Genomic DNA, 18,295 nt, shown 5'->3' on the forward strand with positions numbered 1-18,295 from the left:
TTGAAAAGATTTATTAAACTTCAAGATTTACTCTTTCCCAGCCCACCCTTTCTTTATTAGTATTGAAAAAAACACTTGTGCACTTACACCCCATCCTGATAATTGATAACACATTTTTGGTGGTATTTTCTTAACCACCTTTCTCTATTACTCTATCCTATGTAACGGAAATAGAAAAAACCGTCATATCGTCTATATAACGGTGCCCATTTTCAAATCTATTCCATTTTAACAATCCTAATCAATTAATTCCTACTTTATAAATAGGAAGACTAGGGACAGACCTCCATTCTCCCGAGAGGAAAATCTTCGAGAGTCTGTTTGGAGATCCGTCCCTCAAACCAGTCCCTTAACTAGAGTTCGAAGTCTATGATTATGCTTGCTTTGTCGTCACTTTTTTTGAATCTGGGGTATGTAATGCATTCGGGGTCTGATTCTTCGAGGTCAATCAGGTCGGCAGCATATTCCCCTATACCTTTTTCAAGAATACTGGACGCTATGAATTCCCAATACGATTCTCCCTCTGGTATCGATTCCGCCGGAAGGAATAATCCGTCGGTCAAGAGGATCAGATGCGTCAGCCCGACTTTGTTGAACTTCCCGTATTCAAAATACTTGACCGCTTCCGGCTTCCCGTTCAGAACTCCATATCCCCCTTCCGCATTACTCAGCTGCCTGTTCGCAATCAGTTGCTCCTTCACATGGGGCATGATTTCATCCTTCGTCCTGAACCCCTGTCGAATGCACTCCCTCCACATTTCAATCGCCGCCTCTTCCAGATGTTCCACCTGCAGCCTCGTTAAGGGACGGACCTCGCCGCTCTCATAGACGGCAAGTATCATACAATCCCCGGTCTGGATGAACTCGATCCCGTTATCCTGCACGCGGACTGCTGCAACAGCCGTCCCCCACAGCTCCTCTTTCCGATTACTGTCTATTTGGTATTCTGTCATTTTCATATGTAAATGTTCATTGATCCTAGTCAATGCTCCATATAGTGACTGACCCCCCGAATCCATGGATTCCAATGCATCCTTCACCGTATGGGAAGCGATGTAACCTCCTGAAAGATTCTCATTTGAGGCGAACGGAACGAGGGAAGATACCCCGTCGGCGACGCCGAATATGGACTGTTGATCATTGAAGATCAATGCATCTTCGTTAAGAGGTCCGTCCCCTTTTATGGTGATGTGGTGTAGTTTCATGTGAACACGTCCTTACTAGAAATATACTTCTGAGAAAATGACCCTCAGGAGTTACTTATCAGCGATACTTACAATATATCAGCGAATCTATGAATCAATCAGCGATTCCTAAATCCGAGTCACTTCGGGACCACATCCCGATACAAAAAGCGGTCCCGACCCGTCACCACGTCTGCAGTCACTCTTTCTTCCCCAAGCTCGTATCGGAGCGGAAACCCAAAGTTCGGACCTTCAAATACAAACGTATGGAATTCCCCATTCTCCCCACAGATATCGCAGTTCTCAGGATAATCACTTAGAAAATCCTCGTCATATACTCTCCCCGCAAACGAATGGTCCAGCTGATCCATGTCGATACAGGTGAGCACAGTCTTGAATCCACGATCGATAAATTCACGACCCAGTTCTCCAACCTCACGACCCCACAACGGAAAAATCGGCGTAATACCTGTCCCTTCAAGCATCTTCTCCCGATACGCCCGTACATCCTCCAGGTGAATATCCCCGAAGACCATATGCGTGACCTCGTCCTCCAGCATCCCGGAGACCGCTTTTCCCATCCGATCCTGATACACTTCATTCGGGCAATCCTGGGGTATCCATACCTCACGCAGCGGAATCCCGAGAGATTTCGACTGCCTCTTCAACATCTCATACCGGACTCCGTGGATCGATATTCGATCAAAGCCTTCCGTCAGCGTCACGAGGAGTGAATCCACCTCGTACTCAGGATTTTGCTGTATTTTATATAATGCCAGAGTGGAATCCTTTCCACCGCTGTATGCTATGACTGTTTTCATCTTGGCCTCCCTGTTTCCACAATGAATTTTCTCACTATTCATTATTCCAAACCTGGACGTGGAACTCAAACTTCTTGGCGTAAAAAAAAGAGGCTATTAAGCCCCTTTTAGTTGATGATCTTATTCTTAATATAAATCTCCCCTACTCCTCCCTATACTTATCCTTCACCACGCCAGAACCGAATCCCCCGCCCAGCATAAGAATCAGTGGACCGAAATTCCACAAAAATGAACCGCCATATAAAGCCGCATCCATCGAGGTGAAATGGTTCACCCCCAGGACGATCAATTTGATGACAAGTAATATGAGGCCTATTAAAAACAACACGTCGAACATAAATTTAACCCTCGGATAAGCGAGTTGTTTACTGTCTTGAATGACCTTCTCCGTCAATTCTTCATCACTCCTCAATAATTCATCGATCGTCACGCCGAACAAGTCGCTCAATCGGATAATGATTTCGATACTCGGATAATTCTGACCGTTCTCCCATTTCGAAACCGATTGTCTGCTGACAAACAATTGCTCTGCCAATTCACCCTGGGACCACCCTTTATTGGTTCTCTCCCTCTTTAACTTCTCACCGAAAACCATTCCATCAGTCACCTTTCGCTGTTGATAGTTTCATTGTTGCCCAACATCTTTTAAACGTAAAGAACGGGATCGTTGCACACACCCGCAACCCCACGTTGACATGGGGAAATCCCTGTTATATCAATGATATTGAGATCATTTTTCACAGAAAAAAAGCGGCCAAGATCACCTTCATTGGTGCCGGAAATCAAATTCCTCACCAGGAACATTCAGCGTTACTCCATTTATCACGACCGTATCCTTATCCGTCCACGAAATCTCGGCCGTCTCTTCCCGATAGTGCCAATAAATATTTTTCGTCTTGTTCTCTTTTTCGTTATCAACCAATTCGCCTCTAACCCCATAGGAAGTCGTTGCTCCCCCATTCGTGACATATGCCCGTAGCGTGTATTTCCCATCAGGAGATGCTTCTTCTGTCAGAAACTCTCCTTCCGGCAGCCTGTTCATATCATAAAATGCCCAATAGACTGCATAGATCCCAAATCCAATCACACAAATAGCAAAGAGACCCAAAACAGTAAAGACCACTTTCTTTTCAGTTTCAACACCGCGATTTGAACCCATCTTATGTACTCCTTATAAACTATTATTCTTTCATTTATCCGTTTCCCTCAGCAAAAATGCCGACTTCAGTAAAAACCATTGAGGGACGGACCTCAAATCTCCCCATTCCCCAACTCTCAGAGACCCATTTTGAGGTCCGTCCCTCTAACACGTACCCCAGTCTCAATATAACTCCTTACTAATTTCCAACCTTCTTCTCGTTTCTTAAAGGTGTTGAAGAACATGTTTCCGGTCTCCATGGGCTTTCCGTCCAAGACGATCGTGGCATAGAGGATCGCCATCCTTTCATCCTCTTTCAGAGGAATGACCGACATTTCGCGGATTGCCCATTCTGCCTGTTGCTCTTTCACGTAGGCAAATCCATGCTTCCAGCCTTCTACCGACTCCTCATATCCGAATGCCTCGATTTCTTCATCCCTGACTTCCCTTGCTTGATAATCGGCGGAAATGAATGTCTCCAATTCTATGAGTGATGAATTCTCCCATGCTCGTAAAAATGCGTCAAGAGCTACTCTAAATTGATTGTCCATTGTAACCTCCTACTCTTTGTCTCTACCAATTATTTCAAATCGCAGTCATAATCTCAATCCCCATAAAAGAGAGCTATTTCCAATTTTTTCTTAAAAAAAGAAAACGAATGTGCTGTCCACCGTTTATTGTGATTCTTATAGGGAAACACACTACCACAACCACAAAAGGAGGAATTCATTATCGCACACGATCCAAAACAAGCAGCGGCAAAAATGAATGAAGACAAAAAGGAAGATATTCTACAGCACTTCGATTCGTTCAAGGATTATTTGGGTAATCAGGTTCAGAAGGGTGAAAAGCTGGGTCTAGGGGAGGAAGCTCTTTCAAAGGGGGCTAAGCGCGTGGCCGATTATTTAGCCGAGCACGAGGAACCGCGTAACCGCGAGCAGAAGGTGCTAAATGAAATGTGGCATGTAGCCAATAAGGAAGAGCGTGAGCATATGGCTCATGTGTTAGTGAAACTTGCAGATCAAACCAATTAAGGAACACAGTTCCGAACCCCCAATAGAGTAATCGTTGGGGGCTTTTCCTATGATTAATTCTGTTCTTGTAAAATCATGCCGATTTGCGCCAGGGCCTCTTTCACGGTAGCCACTGTTGGAATCTTGGATAAATCGATCCCCACCTCGATCGCTTCAACGGCTAATTCCGGTCTTACTCCTGATATGATGGAACGTACACCGAGCAGAGATAAAACGTTGTTAATCTTGAAAAGATAATCGATAACCATACGATCAAGGGCATAAACACCGGAGAAATCAATGATTAAGCGATTGATGTTTTGTTCCTTTACTTTACCAGGGATTAATTCCAGGAGGGTCATGGCTTTCTCTTGACCTATTTTCCCTCTCAGTGGAAGCACGGCCACATCATCCAATAACGGAACAAGGGTCGCTGATAATTCATTGATTTCCTCATTCATGTCATGCTGATTCTTTTCCGTTTCCCTCCGTTTGGAGATATCCCAGACATATGTCTGAATGGCCTTAGTATCCCCGATTTTCACAGGATGACAATACAATTCGGCCACTACACTCGTTCCATCCATCCGGTAGACTGTTTCTTCAATGATATCTGCCGGCTTTCCATACGCCGACTGAATTCTCCGACTGATGGCTGCCTTTGAGCTTTCTTGGAAAATATCGAGGGGACTCGCACCGATCATGCTCTCTTTGTTGCTCCTGAAGAACTCTTCCGCTGCATGATTTATATACAGGACCTTATAGTCCGTGTGGATGATGAGTGGGTCCCGTGAATATTCCATCACTTCTATATAATCTACTTCTTCAATTGAAACATTCACATTGTCACTCCCTTTCCTTCTACGATACAGATTGTTTTACTATATAGCAAGAATGTTGGCAGCACTTGCCAATTTATTGAAAACGAGAAAAAAGCCAACGCTGCACGTTAGCCTTTCTACCCATTATGTTCACGACTCTGGATCCTTTTTTCTGAAAATATACTCCATCAATCCTCTGATCAAATAGGAAAGGACAAAATAGATCACAAATGACCACCACATTTTCCAGTGATAGGTCTCGTAAATATGCAACCATTCAAATAGCGTTTCTGCAATAAACGATGCTCCTCCCGAAAGAATGAGGGTGGCATAAAAGAACGGCTTACCCTTAGGAAAGTATGTATATAGCAACATGAAGGTGACCGGTATCAAGGCATAGTCGAATAAGTATGCTTTTGGAAGAATCGGAATCAGTTGTCCAGGGTATCCCCACATTCCGAGATCAAACCCAAACCCGTCTAAGTTTGCGGCGACGATGACCCATACAAGGCCCAGAAATAGAATTTTAGGCTTATTCGTTTCGTTTCTCGTTAAACGGACAAACACCACCCAGCTCAGTATAAAAAGTATGAGAATAAACCACCAGCGCGGAGAAAGAAAACAATACTCCAGCCAATAGTCGATATTCTCCCGGGTCACTTCCAAAGACTTTTCTCTTATTTGATCATATCGTTCTTGCATACACTATCCCCTTTTTAAAAAAAGCCCTCATAGATGGTCTAGGAGGACTCTTTAATGCAGGTTATATTCCGATTATAGTATTTGCCAATCAAGAGAGAATATTCTCTGTCATGATACAAATTCCCTATTCTCCACTATTTTCTAAATTTTTCGTTTAAACGATGAGAATTAGAGGTAGGGTATGTATGGAAAGGCTTACCGTCCTATTTTCGAGGGACGGACCTTGCGAAATGAAGAAAGGGGGATTCCATGAAGCGTCTTTGTTTCGGTATAATGCTTGCCGTATTGTTCCTCACCGGCTGCAGTTCCTTAAAGGTACTCGACCCGAAAGGAACGGTGGCCGAACTTCAATTGAACTTATTCCAAATTTCCATTGCGATTATGTTGTTCGTCTTTTTTGTCGTGTTTTCCATGTTCGTGTACTTCACATGGAAGTACCGAGAAACACCGGAGCGCCGACACCTCACCCCTTCATACATCAAAGGGAATAAGAAGCTTGAAGTGACGTGGACCGTCATTCCCATTCTCTTATTGGTGATCCTCGCCGTCCCTACCGTGAAAGGAACCTTTTCCCTCGCCGAATCGGATGAAAACAATGAAAACCCACTGAAGATTGTTGTTACGGGACACCAGTATTGGTGGGAAGTCCATTATCCCGATCAGGGCATCACCCTGACCAATGAAGCATACATACCAGTGGATCGTCCTGTCGTATTCAAGTTGAAATCCGACGATGTCATTCATTCCTTTTGGATGCCAAGGCTTGGTGGGAAAAAAGATCTGATACCAGGGAAGACGAATACTCTTACGTTGAATGCCTCAGAGGAAGGCGTCTACAAAGGACAATGTGCGGAGCTCTGCGGGGCTTCCCATTCCTATATGAGATTCCAGGTTCACGCAGTCGGGAAACAAAAGTTCAGTCAGTGGGTCGATCAAATGTCTCAGAAAAAGGAACCTGAAACCCTCGATCCGACAGCTGAAAAAGGAAAGAAACTATTTATCTCCAAATGCTTAACCTGTCATGCCGTATCACCTGCAGAAAGAAGCAAGGGACCGAATCTTTCCGGTTTTGCAGGTAAAGAGCGGGTCGGGAATGTCCTTTTGAACACAGACGAAAATGTACAGAAATGGATCAGGGACCCGTCCTCATTCAAACCGGATGTCAATATGCCTCCGTTTCCTGATCTGACAGAAGAAGACCTTAACGCATTAAGCTCGTATCTTTCACAATTAGAATAGGAGGTGGAGAATATGGATATCAAGTACACCTTTTTCGGACGGGAATTCGTATTCCCCTCTGATATCATTGCGGCAGACATCTCGATATTCCTCATGGCAGTGGCTGCCCTGTTCTTGTTGACACGTTATAAAAAGTGGAAGTGGGCATGGGAATGGGCTACCTCCACTCACCATCATAAAGTCGGAATCTTATATCTCGCGGCAGGAGGGGCCTTCTTCCTCCGCGGTGGTCTTGATGCCCTGATCATACGGCTTCAGCTCGCACTCCCGGAGAATCAGTTCTGGGTCTTCCAGGGTGAAAAATATAACCAAATGATGACCACCCATGGGACGACGATGATATTCTTCGTCGCAATGCCATTATTGATCGGCCTCATGAATGTCGCCGTCCCCCTTCAAATCGGGGCAAGGGACTTGGCATTCCCCCACCTCAACTTGTTGAGCTTTTGGCTGTTTCTCGTCGGAGGGGCATTGGTCAATATCAGCTTCGTGCTCGGTGGATCCCCTTCTGCAGGCTGGACGGGCTATGCTCCCTTAAGCCTGGATGTGTATACTCCTGGCCCCGGTCTCAATTATTATGCCATCGGAATCCAGATCGCCGGTGCCGGGACGATCATGTCCGCCATTAATTTCCTGGTGACCATCATACGGAAACGGGCTCCAGGGCTCACTTTTATGAGAATGCCGTTATTCACGTGGTCTGCATTTGTTACATCGATCTTGATATTATTCGCTTTTCCTGCCTTGACCGTCGCCCTGTTACTCATGACGATGGACCGGGTCTATGGGACGGCTTTTCTGACGGGGACAGAGGGAAACCCCATCATATGGCAGCATTTATTCTGGATCTTCGGTCATCCGGAAGTATATATTTTGATTTTGCCGGCGTTCGGCATTTTTTCTGATGTGATCACCACCTTCTCAAGAAGAAATCTGTTTGCCTATCCTGCCATGGTCTTTGCCCTGGTCCTGATTGGGTTTCTCGGATTCATGGTGTGGATCCATCACATGTTCACCGTGGGACTCGGGCCGATCTCCAACGCCATATTCGCCCTCTCGACCATGTCGATTGCGGTTCCGACGGGCATAAAAATTTTCAACTGGCTCTTCACACTCCGGGGAGGGGTCATCCGCTTTAAGACCGCCATGCTATTTTCACTGGCGTTCATCCCTACCTTTCTCATCGGCGGAGCCACCGGTGTCATGCTTTCATCGGCACCTGCCGACTATCAGTACCACGACAGTTATTTCGTCGTCGGACACTTTCACTATGTGATCGTCGGTGGGACTGTCCTCGGAATCTTTGCAGGAGTGTATTATTGGTGGCCGAAAATGTTCGGCTTCCTACTCAATGAAGCTTTGGGAAAATGGCATTTCTGGCTGTTCACCATCGGCTTTCATGTCACTTTTTTCCCGATGCATCTCATGGGATTGAACGGGATGCCCCGCCGTGTGTTTACGTATTTAAAAAGCGACGGATTAGGGACCTTGAATCTCATCAGTACAATCGGAGCCTTCCTCATGGCGCTGGCCGTGATGATCTTTCTTTGGAACATTTTCTGGAGTTACCGAAACGAAAAGCGTGACCTCACCGGTGACCCCTGGGAGGGACGGACACTTGAATGGTCGATTCCATCACCGCCTCCCCTGGGCAATTTCATCAAGCGCCCTCTCGTCACCACCATTGATCAGCTTTGGTATGAAAAGCAGGAAGGGAATGGAACCATTCGAACGGCAGAGGAAGAAGAAGAGATCATTTACGTATCGAATCCTACGGCACAGCCACTGATGCTCGCAGGAGCCCTTTTCCTCTCTTCCTTTGGATTCATCTTTGGTTTTCCACCCCTGCAATGGTTCGGTTTTGCCAGTGTAATTGCAATGCTGACGCTGCGCTCCTTCACCGCCGGACGCACATGGACGCCTTATACGCCTGATGAACTGCGGGCAGAAAGGAGGAAAGGGTCCCAATGAATCAACATGCTTTCGAAATCGAACAACAGCAGGACAAGAAGCTTGCCATGTGGTTCTTTATTGCGGCGGAGGTTGTCATCTTCGCCTCCCTGTTCGGGGTGTATTTAACCCTCAAATCCCATCTATCCGACGGTCCATCCAGTAAAGAAATGCTGGAGCTGAAGAGTGTCATGATCTCGACGGTCCTTCTTCTATCAAGCAGCTTCACCATCTATGCCTGTGTCAGCTCGAGTGAAAAGGGAAAAACGAGGCAGACCCTCCTCTTATTACTACTGACCCTTCTCCTGGGAGGCGTCTTTTTGATAATGGAATCAAGGGAGTTCATCCACTACTATGAAAAAGGATTTGAACTGGACACCAGTCCATTCCTATCCTCCTTCTATCTATTAGTCGGGACCCACGGAATGCATGTCCTGGCAGGTGTCATCTGGATGGGAATCCTACTCATACACTTTGGGGTGAAAGGAGTTTGCTGGGAAACATCCTCAAGACTTTCGGTGTTCTCCCTTTATTGGCACTTCGTGGACCTCGTATGGGTCTTGATCTTCACCCTTGTCTATCTGTTTGGAAAGGTGGGATAAGCGTGAAAAAAGCTGCGTTCTTCTTCCTTTATATCATTGTGATCGGTTCCGCCATCGGTGGATATGTACTCGTAGAATACAGCAGGGAACAATTTAATCGTTCAACCCTTCTCCTCCTGCTCTTATCCCTTGCCATTTTATCCATCAGCCTGCAGCTGACAGTATTGATGAAAACGAAAGCACCCCTGACAAAGTGGAAGTGGCTTTCTTTATCGAGCGGGCTGCTTATCGGGGGCCTGACTTTTGTTTATTTATTTCTTCTAAAATAAGTTAAAAAGGGAGCTGGCATGCTCCCTTTTCCATTTCACCCGTAACATTTCTTTCCCTTCCGCTATTAACATGTATGTAAAACATGACTTTTCGCCCTTCCCTACCTCTATCACTCATGTTAAAATAATCCAAAATCAGACAAATATTTTTCCCTTTATTGAAAGGAGATGTAGATAATGTCAGAAAATAATGAGCTGTACACCATTTTAAGGACACTTGAAACCTATTCCCAATGTGACATTACCCATTCATTTTCTGAACATGATACTGACCTCTTGAAGGTTTCTTATTCCCATGAATCAAAAGTGTTTGTCATCACCCAACACGACTCAGTGGAAACCTATCAGGATATACCTTCCGCTTTAGCCAGGTTAGAATCACTAATAGACGTTTTAAAAAGCCTTGCCCGTTAAAAAAGCATGCAATTCCACAAAAAAAAGACCCGTCGCTATCAATCGACAGGTCTTCTTTCGTTTCCGGAAACCACCTGGTGCTAGTTATTGTTGTTTGAATTGTTTGAGCGGCTTGAATTGCTTGAATTACTTGAATTGCTTGAGTTGCTTGAGTTGCTTGAGTTACCCGAGTTGCTTGAGTTACTGGACTGACTTCCGCCCTTCGCTCCGATTTCCTGATAAAATTTCTTATCGTGATTATCCGACGTGGCTTCTCCGCCTTTTTCACCAATCTCCTGGTAGAATTCCTTGTCATGATTCTTCGCTGTTTGTTCCCCGCCTTTACGGCCGGCTTCTTCGTAGCTCATTTTGTTGCTGTTGCTGCTGTTGCTACTGTTGCTGCTGTTGCTGTTGTTGTTGCTGTTGTTGCTGTTGTTGCTGTTGTTGCTGTTGTTGCTGTTGTTGCTGTTGTTGCTGTTGTTGCTGTTGTTGTTGTTGCTGCTGCTGTTGTTGCTGTTGTTGCTGTTGTTGTTGCTGTTCCTGCTGTTGCTATTATTGTTGTTGCTGTTATTGTTACCACTATTGTTATTGTTGTTGTTTGCCATAAATAAAATCCTCCTTAGTGTTAGTTGGTGGTGTTTTATGCTTGTACAGTGGTTATATACCTCGTTAGATGAGCGGTAAACGCTAATGGGGGTTTTTAACATTTCTGTAATTTAATTTATACCAGTGAGAATCCGGGAGAAGTGATGCCTCCCAATAGAAGTGCTTTGTAAAGAGGTGTATCATGGAGGGAGAATGATTACAAAAAGGAGTATTGTGACATGGAATACATCATGCGGGGAACCCAGGCGTTCAAGAATGCCAACCTGGCTTTGTTTGCAGGAGGCTTCAGTACGTTCGCGATTCTGTGGGGAACGCAGCCTCTGCTTCCGGAAATCGCCAGTGAGTTCAATGTCTCCCCGGCCACATCGAGTCTCAGCCAATCATCCACCACCATCGCCCTGGCAATCAGTCTGCTGATTGCGGGGTCGTTATCGGATGTGTACGGCCGGAAATCCGTGATGACCTTCTCGTTACTGGCTTCTTCCATCCTTGCCATCTGTACGGGATTTGCATCAGGCTTTCATATGCTCGTCATTGGCCGGATCCTCCAGGGGATTACGCTTGCAGGTCTTCCCGCCGTCGCCATGGCTTATCTGGGTGAAGAAATCGAAGCGAAGAGCCTCGGAATGGCCATGGGATTGTACATCAGCGGGAACTCCATCGGAGGCATGTCTGGCCGGATCATCAGCGGCGTCCTCACCGATTATTTCAGCTGGCATATTGCCTTGATGGGAATCGGGGTCATCAGCCTGTTTTCAAGCATCATCTTTATCATTCTGCTTCCGAGACCTGCCCATTTCGAACCCCAGAACTTTAAGCTCACGTCCCTGGCAGGTTCCCTGTTCAGTCAGTTCAAGGTCCCGGGACTCACGTATCTTTTCTCCATCGGATTTCTCTTGATGAGCGGATTCGTCTCACTCTACAATTACATCGGATTCGAGCTGATCGCACCACCCTACTCACTCAGCCAAACCGTCGTCGGCTTCATCTTCATCGTCTACATTGTCGGCACCTTCAGCTCGACGTGGATGGGAATGCTCGCAGATCAATATGGAAAAAAGAAAATCCTGCCTTTGTCGCTCGTCATCATGTTAACAGGCGTCGTAACGACACTGCACCCGAATCTATGGGTGAAAATCATCGGAATCGCCGTCTTCACATACGGATTCTTCGCCGGACATTCGATTGCCAGCAGCTGGGTCGGACGATTAGCCTTGCATGACAAAGCACAGGCATCTGCACTCTATTTATCTGCTTATTATGCCGGATCAAGTGTCGGTGGTACCGTTAGTGGAAGTTTCTATCATCAGTGGGACTGGCCAGGTGTCGTGTGGATGATTGTTGCCCTTTCTGTGATTTCGATTGGGATATCGTTTAAGTTGAGGAGGCGGGACCCAGTACGATCAATATAAAAGAGGACTTGCGATGAAGTCCTCTTTCTTAGGGGCGGGGTAGATATGATCCTCTTTCCAAATATATGAGCACTTTGTCGAAAAATCTTCACCGTAGAGTCACTCATCATTAAGCCTGGCGCATCCATGCTCAAAAATCGGCCTCCACCATTTCCCGATACGTCATGCCCAGATATTCATATTCGATCAACACACGCCGTACCTTCTCATCATGAAACACGTTGACGGCGTAAATCATGTCTTCCTTTGTAGCTGTCCCGGCATCTACACTATCCAATTGTTCCGCATTAGTGAGACCCGCTTTAATCGTTACTTCCTCTACATTTTTGAACCTGATGCCTTCCGGGAGCTTATCCCCCGGTCCATCGGTGATCGCATACCCCGTCAGGAGATTACTCACCTGCATCTTCACTTCACCAGGAACTTCATCATGATTGACGGTGACCCCTGTTACTTTCGCATCTTTCCATCCATGGTTGGTCACTTCCACGAGGACGGACGTCCCAGTCGCATTTTGAGCAACGACTCCAACCTCTATTGGTGGGTTCTTTTTTATCCAGAAATAGCCTCCTACCACCACAACTGCCACCATCAAAAACAGAATAGCCATCACAAAGCGCTTCTTCATCCATCTATCTCCTTAGGCTGCTCCTTATTTCCTGTGATAAGAGTTCGGAATTCCATCGCTATCAAAAAAACAGTTATTTCCTCATGTCCTTCTCCATTCATACCGAATATCCGGCAAATTCTCCTCGTTTTCATGACCTCTGCCGATCACGACAAACCCGTTCTTTTCATAAAACATCTGCGCATTTCGATTCACTTCAAAGGTGTATAGAGTCAAGCGCCCACCGGACTTCGCCTTTGCTTTTTCCAGTAACATCCGGCCGATTCCTCGTCCTTGATACTCTACGTGAATGTAAAGCTGACTGATTTCCGTTTCATTATATGCGCTCATCCCGACGACCTTTCCATCAAGCAGTGCCAAATCGATTTCAAACTCTTCATGCAGGATTTGGCTTAAAAAGTAGAGATGACTTTCCACGCTGTGCTTTTCTTTTTGGCCAATGGCACGTTCTTTGCTTTCCCGCCACATAGCCACCGTTTCTTCGGCATACTGCGGGTCGAAGGAAATGATGTCTGCTTTCATTCAAGCACCTCCAATGAGCCTTCCACCAATCGTTTCATCGTAGTCCACCTCAACCCTTCTTTTTCTCTTTTAAAATGTTTTTCTAATTATTTCAAATAATGGAATCTTTATCAATCTTTTTTTGAAGCAGAAAAAGAGCTTACCCGCCAAAGGTAAGCTCTCACATTTATTCTTTCCGTATGATCTTAAGCTTCTCCAACACATCGACCGTCACATTCTTTGCTTCTGTTCCGCTTCCAGCAAGATTGACGGCAAATACCCAGTCTCCCTTGTCCGTTTCCACATAGCCCGTGTACCAGCCGAGCCCATAATCCGTTAGCCGGGTGCCGGTTTTGCCGTGAATGGTATAATGATTCTGTTCGTCATTGATCATCATGCGCTTCACCGTTCTCATCTGCTGTTTATCATAGGGAAGGCTTTCTTCTACAAGATCTTCGAAAAAGTCGGTCTGTTCCCGGGCGGATATTTTCAAACTACTGTCGAGCCAGAAGGTGTCGATACCTCCTGAGATGTCTTCATTTCCGTAATCCATCAGCTTCAGATTTTCCTGCATTCTCTCTTCTCCGATGTCCCGCGCCATTGATTGATAGTACCAGATGACGGAGTATCTCATGCCGGATGCGAGACTATGGTCCCGGTTCCAGTCCGGAAACTCCCTCACCGTTCCGTCCCATCTTTTCACCTCATATTCATCCCTGACGGCTCCCGTCGACAATCCAATCAGTGCGTGAGGCACTTTATACGTCGACTCCGGGGTGAATCGCTGCTCACTCCGTTGCTTGTTATAGATGAACTCTTTATCCGTTTTCACATTACGGATGATGATCGTTGCGTCTTTTCCGTTCAGCATGTCGGTAATCTCTGTTTGAATATTTGTCTTGGCCTCGGCGTAATTTCCTCCCATGATGATCAGGGCAAAACTCAGTACTAGTGCAGCGATTCGTTTCATTGCAATCCACTCCTTATGGTTTACTAGAATGACAAGCCTATCGTTCTTGATTTTTAGTATACTGACAGAAACGAGATCGCCCAACGCCGTTTTTCATAGACTGTACCCTTACAGATAGGAGGAAACAATTAATGCCACCTGCTAAATTTGAAGAAATCATCCATTACATTGAGAAGCTGGCCGAAACCGGTCACCTCAAACCCGGCAGCCGCCTGCCATCGATCCGATCCCTTGCGAACGAGTTCTCCTGCAGCTTGAATACCGTTATCAAAGCGTACAAAGAATTGGAATTCAGCCATAAGATTTATGCGGTGAGTAAAAGCGGCTATTATCTGGTTGAAGATTTCCCTTATAAAAAACAACGTGATTCCGAGGCACCTGTCTATGACTTCCTATCCGCAGGTCCCGATAAACATGCAATGCCCTACCTCGATTACAAACACTGCATGAACCAGGCCATCGACCGGTATAAAGAAGATATGTTCACCTACTCGGAACTTCTCGGGCTATGCTCCCTGCGCGCAGAACTCGCCCGGCATCTGCGTGATCTCCAAGTGTTTACCACGCCGGAACGAATTGCAGTGACGACCGGATCCCAACAGGCTCTCCATCTATTGATCCGCCTACCATTTCCGAATGGAAAGCAGGTAATCCTGACCGAGCAGCCCGCCCATCCCAGTTTCATAGAGTCGGTGAAGGACCAGCCAAGTTTAGGTATCGAAATCGGGAGGGACGGACCTGACTTCCAGCGGCTCGAAACGCTTTTTAAATATGAAAATATAAAGTTCTTCTACATGGTATCGAGGTTCCATAATCCCACCGGGCACAGTTACACGAATGAAGAAAGAAGGAAAATCGTCGAACTGGCTGAACGGTATGATGTGTATATCGTAGAGGACGACTATATGGGCGATCTGGATCCCGATTTGAAGCAAGACCCCATGTTTGCTTATCAACCGAACGGGAGGGTCATTTATACAAAGAGCTTTTCTAAAACCCTATTGCCGGGTTTACGTCTCGGGCTTGCTGTTCTTCCTCCAGAGCTGATCGAAGGATTCACACGTGCCAAGTTTGCCGCAGACGTCCATACACCGGTCATCACTCAGGGGGCCTTGGAAATCTATTTAAAAAACGGGATGTTCGCTTCCCATATTGAAAAAATCCGGAAGCTATACCGACAAAAAGGTGAGGTGCTTCATGAGGCGTATCGAACGTTCATGCCGGAGGGGACGGTTTATACTTGCCCAGCCTCGGGGTTCTACTCTACGGTGAGGCTGCCTTCTCCATTAAAAGCAGGAGAGTTCATCCACCGGTTAAAGGAGAAAAATGTATTGGCTCAGAGTACGGAATCGATGTACCTTGACGATTTCATGAGACATGACGAGCTCCGGCTCAGTGTTTCCCACGTGGAAGATTACATGATTGGCGAAGGAATCGAGCGGATCGCAGAAACCATTCAGGAAATGATGAATGAGCGAAAAAAAGGGCTGTATTGGAGATGATCGGGGCTAGTTTTAATAGGGGTGGTCCCAAACTTATGCCAATTCCTAAAAAACGATTCTACTAAAATCAAAAGCCGGAAGACTCCCCTCTTCCGGCTTCACTCTCCATTATTTTATAATCGTGGATCCCTGCAACAGTTCCGGCTTCGCGCCAAGGATCAATAAGAATAATTTCGAGTCACTGATTTGTCTGTGCTTTTTCATGATGTCTTTCAGCTGAACGATATTCGGGTGTTCTTTCAGCTTCCGGACCTCATCCTGATAGAGTGAGAGGATGGAGTCCCGGACAAACTGTGGTTCGTAATCCGGCAACTCTTTGTCCCGTAACAAGGACCCCATATAGCCGTACTTCAGCTGCAGCTGTCGCGTCAGGCTGGTCACATGGACGAGCTGATCATTCAGTTCAGGGTAATCCTGTTTCAGGGCCTCTACATCTTTTTTTGCTTCGTGAAGTTCGTTCATTCCTGCTACCATCATGCTCATGATGCCTCCCCTCCCATGTTCCAAGGTTTTTCGAGTCCGATGATGTCATTCAGGATCTTACTCTGTTTGCGGCGGACCCTTCTTCTTTCCGCACGTTCTTTTCCTGATTCGAACAAGAATCTCTCTTCTTCCGTTTCCGGTACGATTTCCGGTACCTTGACGGGGTTTTTATTTTCATCAAGCGCGACAAAGGTTAGGAAAGCTGTCGCTGCCATTCGTCTTTCTCCTGTGATCATATCTTCTGCGATCACTTTGCAGAAGATTTCCATCGATTTATTCCCTACATAGGAGACGAAAGATTCGACACATACAGAATCACTTTGATGGATCGGATACAGGAAGTCGATGGAATCGGTTGACGCCGTTACACATTCCTTCACCCGTGCATGACGTCTAGCAGATAGCGTCGCATTATTATCAAGCTTCTTCATCAAAACCCCGCCGAACAGGGTGTTGTAGTTGTTTAAATCATTGATCATGACCTGGTCCGTACTGACGACCAGACTCTCTTTCGGATGCTTCTTGTTTGGCATGAAGAATAAGTCCCTTCTGTTTGTGTATTGGTATTTCAAACGTTTGATACCCAAAGTGTACGCCCCGAATCAGGATAAGTGAAATGAATGTTCCTTATCATCAGCATAGATACTGTCTATGCAATGGCTTACAATTGAATGGTATCAATACCCATTTTTCCTAAATCGGGGCAAAAAAAAGAGCATCCCTCAGTCAGAAATGCTCCCCATTAATCGTTCCTGGGTAAAGGTGAGCCACTCTTTCGTGGCATACGATAAGTATTGATTTTTCCTCCAAATGATGGCGAGGTCCCACTCGATGACAGGTTTAACGACACGGATGGAAACCAAATCCTCCTTCAACTGTTCATACACGCTGTAAGGCAGGATCGAAATTCCAAGCTTAGCCTCGATCATTTTCCCGATAAAGTCCCATTGGGAGCTTTCTGATACCACTTTCGGAAGAAATCCGGCTTCTTTGCATGCCTCACGGATTCGGTCATTCAACGCGAAGTCCTTGTTAAAAAGAATAAGTTGTTCATCTTCTAGCTCCATTAATTTCACTTGCTTCCTGCCCGCTAACCGGTGCGTCCTCGGCACTACAACCCGGAGTTCTTCCCTCATAAATGAAAAATGATGAAAATCCTCCTCAGCGGCAGGCAGCACCCCGACTCCGACATCCAATTGATCGGCAAGGATATCCTCTTCAATCCGCTTCGTCCCGTTCTCGATCAGCTGGAACGTGATGCCCGGATAGAGCGCATGGAACTCCCCGAGAACCTTGATGAACTGACCCGCATCCATGATGGGCGGCAGTCCAATTCGGATATGTCCCCGCTGGAGGCCGATCAGGTCATCTAGCTCATGTTGAACATTCTCGAACGCCTTATCGATCGTCTGTGCCTGTGTCAAAATCGCCCGCCCCGCATCCGTCAGAACAAGCTGTTTCCGGGAACGGTCGAACAGCTCCACTCCGAGCTCATCCTCTAAGTTCCGGATCATCTTGCTGATCGTCGGCTGCGTGACAAACAAATGATCCGCCGCACGGGTGAAACTTTTGAATCTCGTTACTTCTATAAAATATTTTAAGTGTCTGATGTCCACTTGAGCACCTTCTTTTCCGATATCCATTCCTTTATAATAATAACAAACTCATTATAAATGTTAAGGACGGCGAATTGATTGACGACCAAACTTTGACGAGTTACTTTCATACTTGTGATACTTTTCATCCTAATCTATTAAATAGATGAACCACCCAAAGGAAAATAAGCGGAGTTTTTCCGCTTACTTTCAGAATGGACCTTGTTTTTGGGGTGAATAAGCGGAATTTTTCCGCTTACGCACAGAAAAATCACCTATTTTTGTACTTTGAATCTTAATAGGCGGAATCTTTCCGTCTATTTCAGCCTTTTTTATCTAGTAATGACTAATTAAGCGGAATTATGAGACTGTCGATTAATTAAAATGTGAAACTTTTACTTGACCTCACTGAATCTCAACTGCTATTTTAATGCACTAGAGAGTCACGATCGTTTACAAAAATCCC

22 protein-coding genes and 1 pseudogene are annotated in these 18,295 nt (G+C 45.9%); 9 read left to right on the plus strand and 14 right to left on the minus strand.

Going from position 1 to position 18,295, the window contains the following annotated elements; genetic code table 11:
• Positions 1–353: 353 nt before the first annotated feature.
• The 5 genes from ACSQ2E_RS19205 to ACSQ2E_RS19225 all read right to left on the minus strand — a co-directional run bounded on the left by ACSQ2E_RS19205 (position 354) and on the right by ACSQ2E_RS19225 (position 3,694).
• The gene (locus ACSQ2E_RS19205) at positions 354–1,205 is read right to left on the minus strand and encodes a protein phosphatase 2C domain-containing protein (RefSeq protein ID WP_435993203.1); all 852 of its coding nucleotides are present in this window, start codon (positions 1,203–1,205) and stop codon (positions 354–356) included.
• A gap of 119 nt (positions 1,206–1,324) precedes the next feature.
• Positions 1,325–2,005: a hypothetical protein gene (locus ACSQ2E_RS19210; RefSeq protein WP_435993205.1), complete on the minus strand. Its 681-nt coding sequence runs from the start codon at positions 2,003–2,005 to the stop codon at positions 1,325–1,327.
• Between the two features lie 142 nt (positions 2,006–2,147).
• Positions 2,148–2,600: a helix-turn-helix domain-containing protein gene (locus ACSQ2E_RS19215; protein WP_435993207.1), complete on the minus strand. Its 453-nt coding sequence runs from the start codon at positions 2,598–2,600 to the stop codon at positions 2,148–2,150.
• A gap of 171 nt (positions 2,601–2,771) precedes the next feature.
• A complete protein-coding gene (locus ACSQ2E_RS19220) occupies positions 2,772–3,164 on the minus strand; it encodes a DUF5412 domain-containing protein (protein WP_435993209.1) in 393 nt (130 codons plus the stop codon).
• 116 nt (positions 3,165–3,280) lie between these two features.
• Positions 3,281–3,694, minus strand: coding sequence for a flavoprotein (locus ACSQ2E_RS19225; RefSeq protein WP_435993211.1), 414 nt, complete (start codon positions 3,692–3,694; stop codon positions 3,281–3,283).
• 213 nt (positions 3,695–3,907) lie between these two features.
• Here ACSQ2E_RS19225 and ACSQ2E_RS19230 point away from each other — a divergent pair, with 213 nt between their 5' ends.
• Positions 3,908–4,177 carry a DUF3243 domain-containing protein gene (locus ACSQ2E_RS19230; protein WP_061809084.1) on the plus strand — a complete coding sequence of 90 codons (270 nt, stop codon included), beginning with the start codon at positions 3,908–3,910 and terminating at the stop codon, positions 4,175–4,177.
• Between the two features lie 53 nt (positions 4,178–4,230).
• Here ACSQ2E_RS19230 and ACSQ2E_RS19235 read toward each other — a convergent pair whose 3' ends face one another.
• On the minus strand, positions 4,231–4,998 hold the full coding sequence (locus ACSQ2E_RS19235; RefSeq protein WP_435993213.1) for a PAS domain S-box protein: 768 nt from the start codon (positions 4,996–4,998) through the stop codon (positions 4,231–4,233).
• Positions 4,999–5,127: 129 nt separating this feature from the next.
• On the minus strand, positions 5,128–5,679 hold the full coding sequence (locus ACSQ2E_RS19240) for a CBO0543 family protein (protein ID WP_435993215.1): 552 nt from the start codon (positions 5,677–5,679) through the stop codon (positions 5,128–5,130).
• A 249-nt stretch (positions 5,680–5,928) separates the two neighbouring features.
• On the opposite strand from ACSQ2E_RS19240, the gene coxB reads away from it, so the two are divergent.
• The 5 genes from coxB to ACSQ2E_RS19265 all read left to right on the plus strand — a co-directional run bounded on the left by coxB (position 5,929) and on the right by ACSQ2E_RS19265 (position 10,153).
• Complete coding sequence (gene coxB, locus ACSQ2E_RS19245) at positions 5,929–6,918, plus strand: cytochrome c oxidase subunit II (RefSeq protein WP_435993217.1); 990 nt, start codon at positions 5,929–5,931, stop codon at positions 6,916–6,918.
• Positions 6,919–7,011: 93 nt separating this feature from the next.
• On the plus strand, positions 7,012–8,889 hold the full coding sequence (locus ACSQ2E_RS19250; protein WP_435994651.1) for a cytochrome c oxidase subunit I: 1,878 nt from the start codon (positions 7,012–7,014) through the stop codon (positions 8,887–8,889).
• Entirely contained in the window at positions 8,886–9,470 is a 585-nt protein-coding gene (locus ACSQ2E_RS19255; RefSeq protein ID WP_435993219.1) for a cytochrome c oxidase subunit 3, read from the plus strand. Before ACSQ2E_RS19250 ends, ACSQ2E_RS19255 begins: the two co-directional genes overlap by 4 nt.
• Positions 9,471–9,472: 2 nt before the next feature.
• Complete coding sequence (locus tag ACSQ2E_RS19260; protein ID WP_435993221.1) at positions 9,473–9,739, plus strand: hypothetical protein; 267 nt, start codon at positions 9,473–9,475, stop codon at positions 9,737–9,739.
• 177 nt (positions 9,740–9,916) lie between these two features.
• Positions 9,917–10,153: a hypothetical protein gene (locus tag ACSQ2E_RS19265; RefSeq protein WP_435993223.1), complete on the plus strand. Its 237-nt coding sequence runs from the start codon at positions 9,917–9,919 to the stop codon at positions 10,151–10,153.
• A gap of 187 nt (positions 10,154–10,340) precedes the next feature.
• On the opposite strand, the pseudogene ACSQ2E_RS19270 reads toward ACSQ2E_RS19265, so the two are convergent.
• Positions 10,341–10,500: pseudogene (locus ACSQ2E_RS19270) on the minus strand (KGG domain-containing protein); the annotation flags it as partial.
• On the opposite strand from ACSQ2E_RS19270, the gene ACSQ2E_RS19275 reads away from it, so the two are divergent.
• Positions 10,462–10,743, plus strand: coding sequence for a hypothetical protein (locus ACSQ2E_RS19275; protein ID WP_435993225.1), 282 nt, complete (start codon positions 10,462–10,464; stop codon positions 10,741–10,743). The pseudogene ACSQ2E_RS19270 and the gene ACSQ2E_RS19275 sit on opposite strands and share 39 nt — an antisense overlap.
• A gap of 213 nt (positions 10,744–10,956) precedes the next feature.
• On the plus strand, positions 10,957–12,150 hold the full coding sequence (locus ACSQ2E_RS19280; protein ID WP_435993227.1) for an MFS transporter: 1,194 nt from the start codon (positions 10,957–10,959) through the stop codon (positions 12,148–12,150).
• 130 nt (positions 12,151–12,280) lie between these two features.
• Here the strand turns inward: ACSQ2E_RS19280 and ACSQ2E_RS19285 are convergent, their stop codons facing one another.
• The 3 genes from ACSQ2E_RS19285 to blaOXA form a co-directional block, all read right to left on the minus strand.
• Entirely contained in the window at positions 12,281–12,778 is a 498-nt protein-coding gene (locus tag ACSQ2E_RS19285; RefSeq protein WP_435993229.1) for a hypothetical protein, read from the minus strand.
• 81 nt (positions 12,779–12,859) lie between these two features.
• Complete coding sequence (locus ACSQ2E_RS19290; RefSeq protein WP_435993231.1) at positions 12,860–13,300, minus strand: N-acetyltransferase family protein; 441 nt, start codon at positions 13,298–13,300, stop codon at positions 12,860–12,862.
• A 166-nt stretch (positions 13,301–13,466) separates the two neighbouring features.
• Positions 13,467–14,249 (minus strand): class D beta-lactamase, encoded by a 783-nt coding sequence (gene blaOXA, locus ACSQ2E_RS19295; RefSeq protein WP_435993233.1) that lies wholly within the window; start codon positions 14,247–14,249, stop codon positions 13,467–13,469.
• A 131-nt stretch (positions 14,250–14,380) separates the two neighbouring features.
• Here blaOXA and ACSQ2E_RS19300 point away from each other — a divergent pair, with 131 nt between their 5' ends.
• The gene (locus ACSQ2E_RS19300; RefSeq protein WP_435993235.1) at positions 14,381–15,751 is read left to right on the plus strand and encodes a PLP-dependent aminotransferase family protein; all 1,371 of its coding nucleotides are present in this window, start codon (positions 14,381–14,383) and stop codon (positions 15,749–15,751) included.
• Between the two features lie 108 nt (positions 15,752–15,859).
• Here the strand turns inward: ACSQ2E_RS19300 and ACSQ2E_RS19305 are convergent, their stop codons facing one another.
• The 3 genes from ACSQ2E_RS19305 to cidR all read right to left on the minus strand — a co-directional run bounded on the left by ACSQ2E_RS19305 (position 15,860) and on the right by cidR (position 17,850).
• Positions 15,860–16,234, minus strand: a complete 375-nt coding sequence (locus ACSQ2E_RS19305; RefSeq protein ID WP_435993237.1) for a hypothetical protein — start codon at positions 16,232–16,234, stop codon at positions 15,860–15,862.
• A complete protein-coding gene (locus ACSQ2E_RS19310; protein WP_034761531.1) occupies positions 16,231–16,767 on the minus strand; it encodes an acyl-CoA thioesterase in 537 nt (178 codons plus the stop codon). Before ACSQ2E_RS19310 ends, ACSQ2E_RS19305 begins: the two co-directional genes overlap by 4 nt.
• A gap of 189 nt (positions 16,768–16,956) precedes the next feature.
• Positions 16,957–17,850, minus strand: a complete 894-nt coding sequence (cidR, locus tag ACSQ2E_RS19315; protein WP_435993239.1) for a cidABC operon transcriptional activator CidR — start codon at positions 17,848–17,850, stop codon at positions 16,957–16,959.
• Positions 17,851–18,295 lie beyond the last annotated feature (445 nt).

Source organism: Rossellomorea sp. LjRoot5 (assembly GCF_964253455.1).
GTDB lineage: Bacteria > Bacillota > Bacilli > Bacillales > Bacillaceae_B > Rossellomorea.

Excerpts from the sequence above, each read along its gene's own strand:
- ACSQ2E_RS19300 (WP_435993235.1), top strand. The coding sequence starts at position 14,381 with ATGCCACCTGCTAAATTTGAAGAAATCATCCATTACATTGAGAAGCTG.
- ACSQ2E_RS19215 (WP_435993207.1), bottom strand. The coding sequence starts at position 2,600 with ATGGTTTTCGGTGAGAAGTTAAAGAGGGAGAGAACCAATAAAGGGTGG.
- ACSQ2E_RS19285 (WP_435993229.1), bottom strand. The coding sequence starts at position 12,778 with ATGAAGAAGCGCTTTGTGATGGCTATTCTGTTTTTGATGGTGGCAGTT.
- ACSQ2E_RS19210 (WP_435993205.1), bottom strand. The coding sequence starts at position 2,005 with ATGAAAACAGTCATAGCATACAGCGGTGGAAAGGATTCCACTCTGGCA.
- ACSQ2E_RS19310 (WP_034761531.1), bottom strand. The coding sequence starts at position 16,767 with ATGCCAAACAAGAAGCATCCGAAAGAGAGTCTGGTCGTCAGTACGGAC.
- ACSQ2E_RS19290 (WP_435993231.1), bottom strand. The coding sequence starts at position 13,300 with ATGAAAGCAGACATCATTTCCTTCGACCCGCAGTATGCCGAAGAAACG.
- ACSQ2E_RS19265 (WP_435993223.1), top strand. The coding sequence starts at position 9,917 with ATGTCAGAAAATAATGAGCTGTACACCATTTTAAGGACACTTGAAACC.
- ACSQ2E_RS19205 (WP_435993203.1), bottom strand. The coding sequence starts at position 1,205 with ATGAAACTACACCACATCACCATAAAAGGGGACGGACCTCTTAACGAA.
- blaOXA (WP_435993233.1), bottom strand. The coding sequence starts at position 14,249 with ATGAAACGAATCGCTGCACTAGTACTGAGTTTTGCCCTGATCATCATG.
- ACSQ2E_RS19280 (WP_435993227.1), top strand. The coding sequence starts at position 10,957 with ATGGAATACATCATGCGGGGAACCCAGGCGTTCAAGAATGCCAACCTG.
- ACSQ2E_RS19240 (WP_435993215.1), bottom strand. The coding sequence starts at position 5,679 with ATGCAAGAACGATATGATCAAATAAGAGAAAAGTCTTTGGAAGTGACC.
- coxB (WP_435993217.1), top strand. The coding sequence starts at position 5,929 with ATGAAGCGTCTTTGTTTCGGTATAATGCTTGCCGTATTGTTCCTCACC.
- ACSQ2E_RS19305 (WP_435993237.1), bottom strand. The coding sequence starts at position 16,234 with ATGAGCATGATGGTAGCAGGAATGAACGAACTTCACGAAGCAAAAAAA.
- ACSQ2E_RS19255 (WP_435993219.1), top strand. The coding sequence starts at position 8,886 with ATGAATCAACATGCTTTCGAAATCGAACAACAGCAGGACAAGAAGCTT.
- ACSQ2E_RS19225 (WP_435993211.1), bottom strand. The coding sequence starts at position 3,694 with ATGGACAATCAATTTAGAGTAGCTCTTGACGCATTTTTACGAGCATGG.
- ACSQ2E_RS19230 (WP_061809084.1), top strand. The coding sequence starts at position 3,908 with ATGAATGAAGACAAAAAGGAAGATATTCTACAGCACTTCGATTCGTTC.
- ACSQ2E_RS19220 (WP_435993209.1), bottom strand. The coding sequence starts at position 3,164 with ATGGGTTCAAATCGCGGTGTTGAAACTGAAAAGAAAGTGGTCTTTACT.
- ACSQ2E_RS19250 (WP_435994651.1), top strand. The coding sequence starts at position 7,012 with ATGGCAGTGGCTGCCCTGTTCTTGTTGACACGTTATAAAAAGTGGAAG.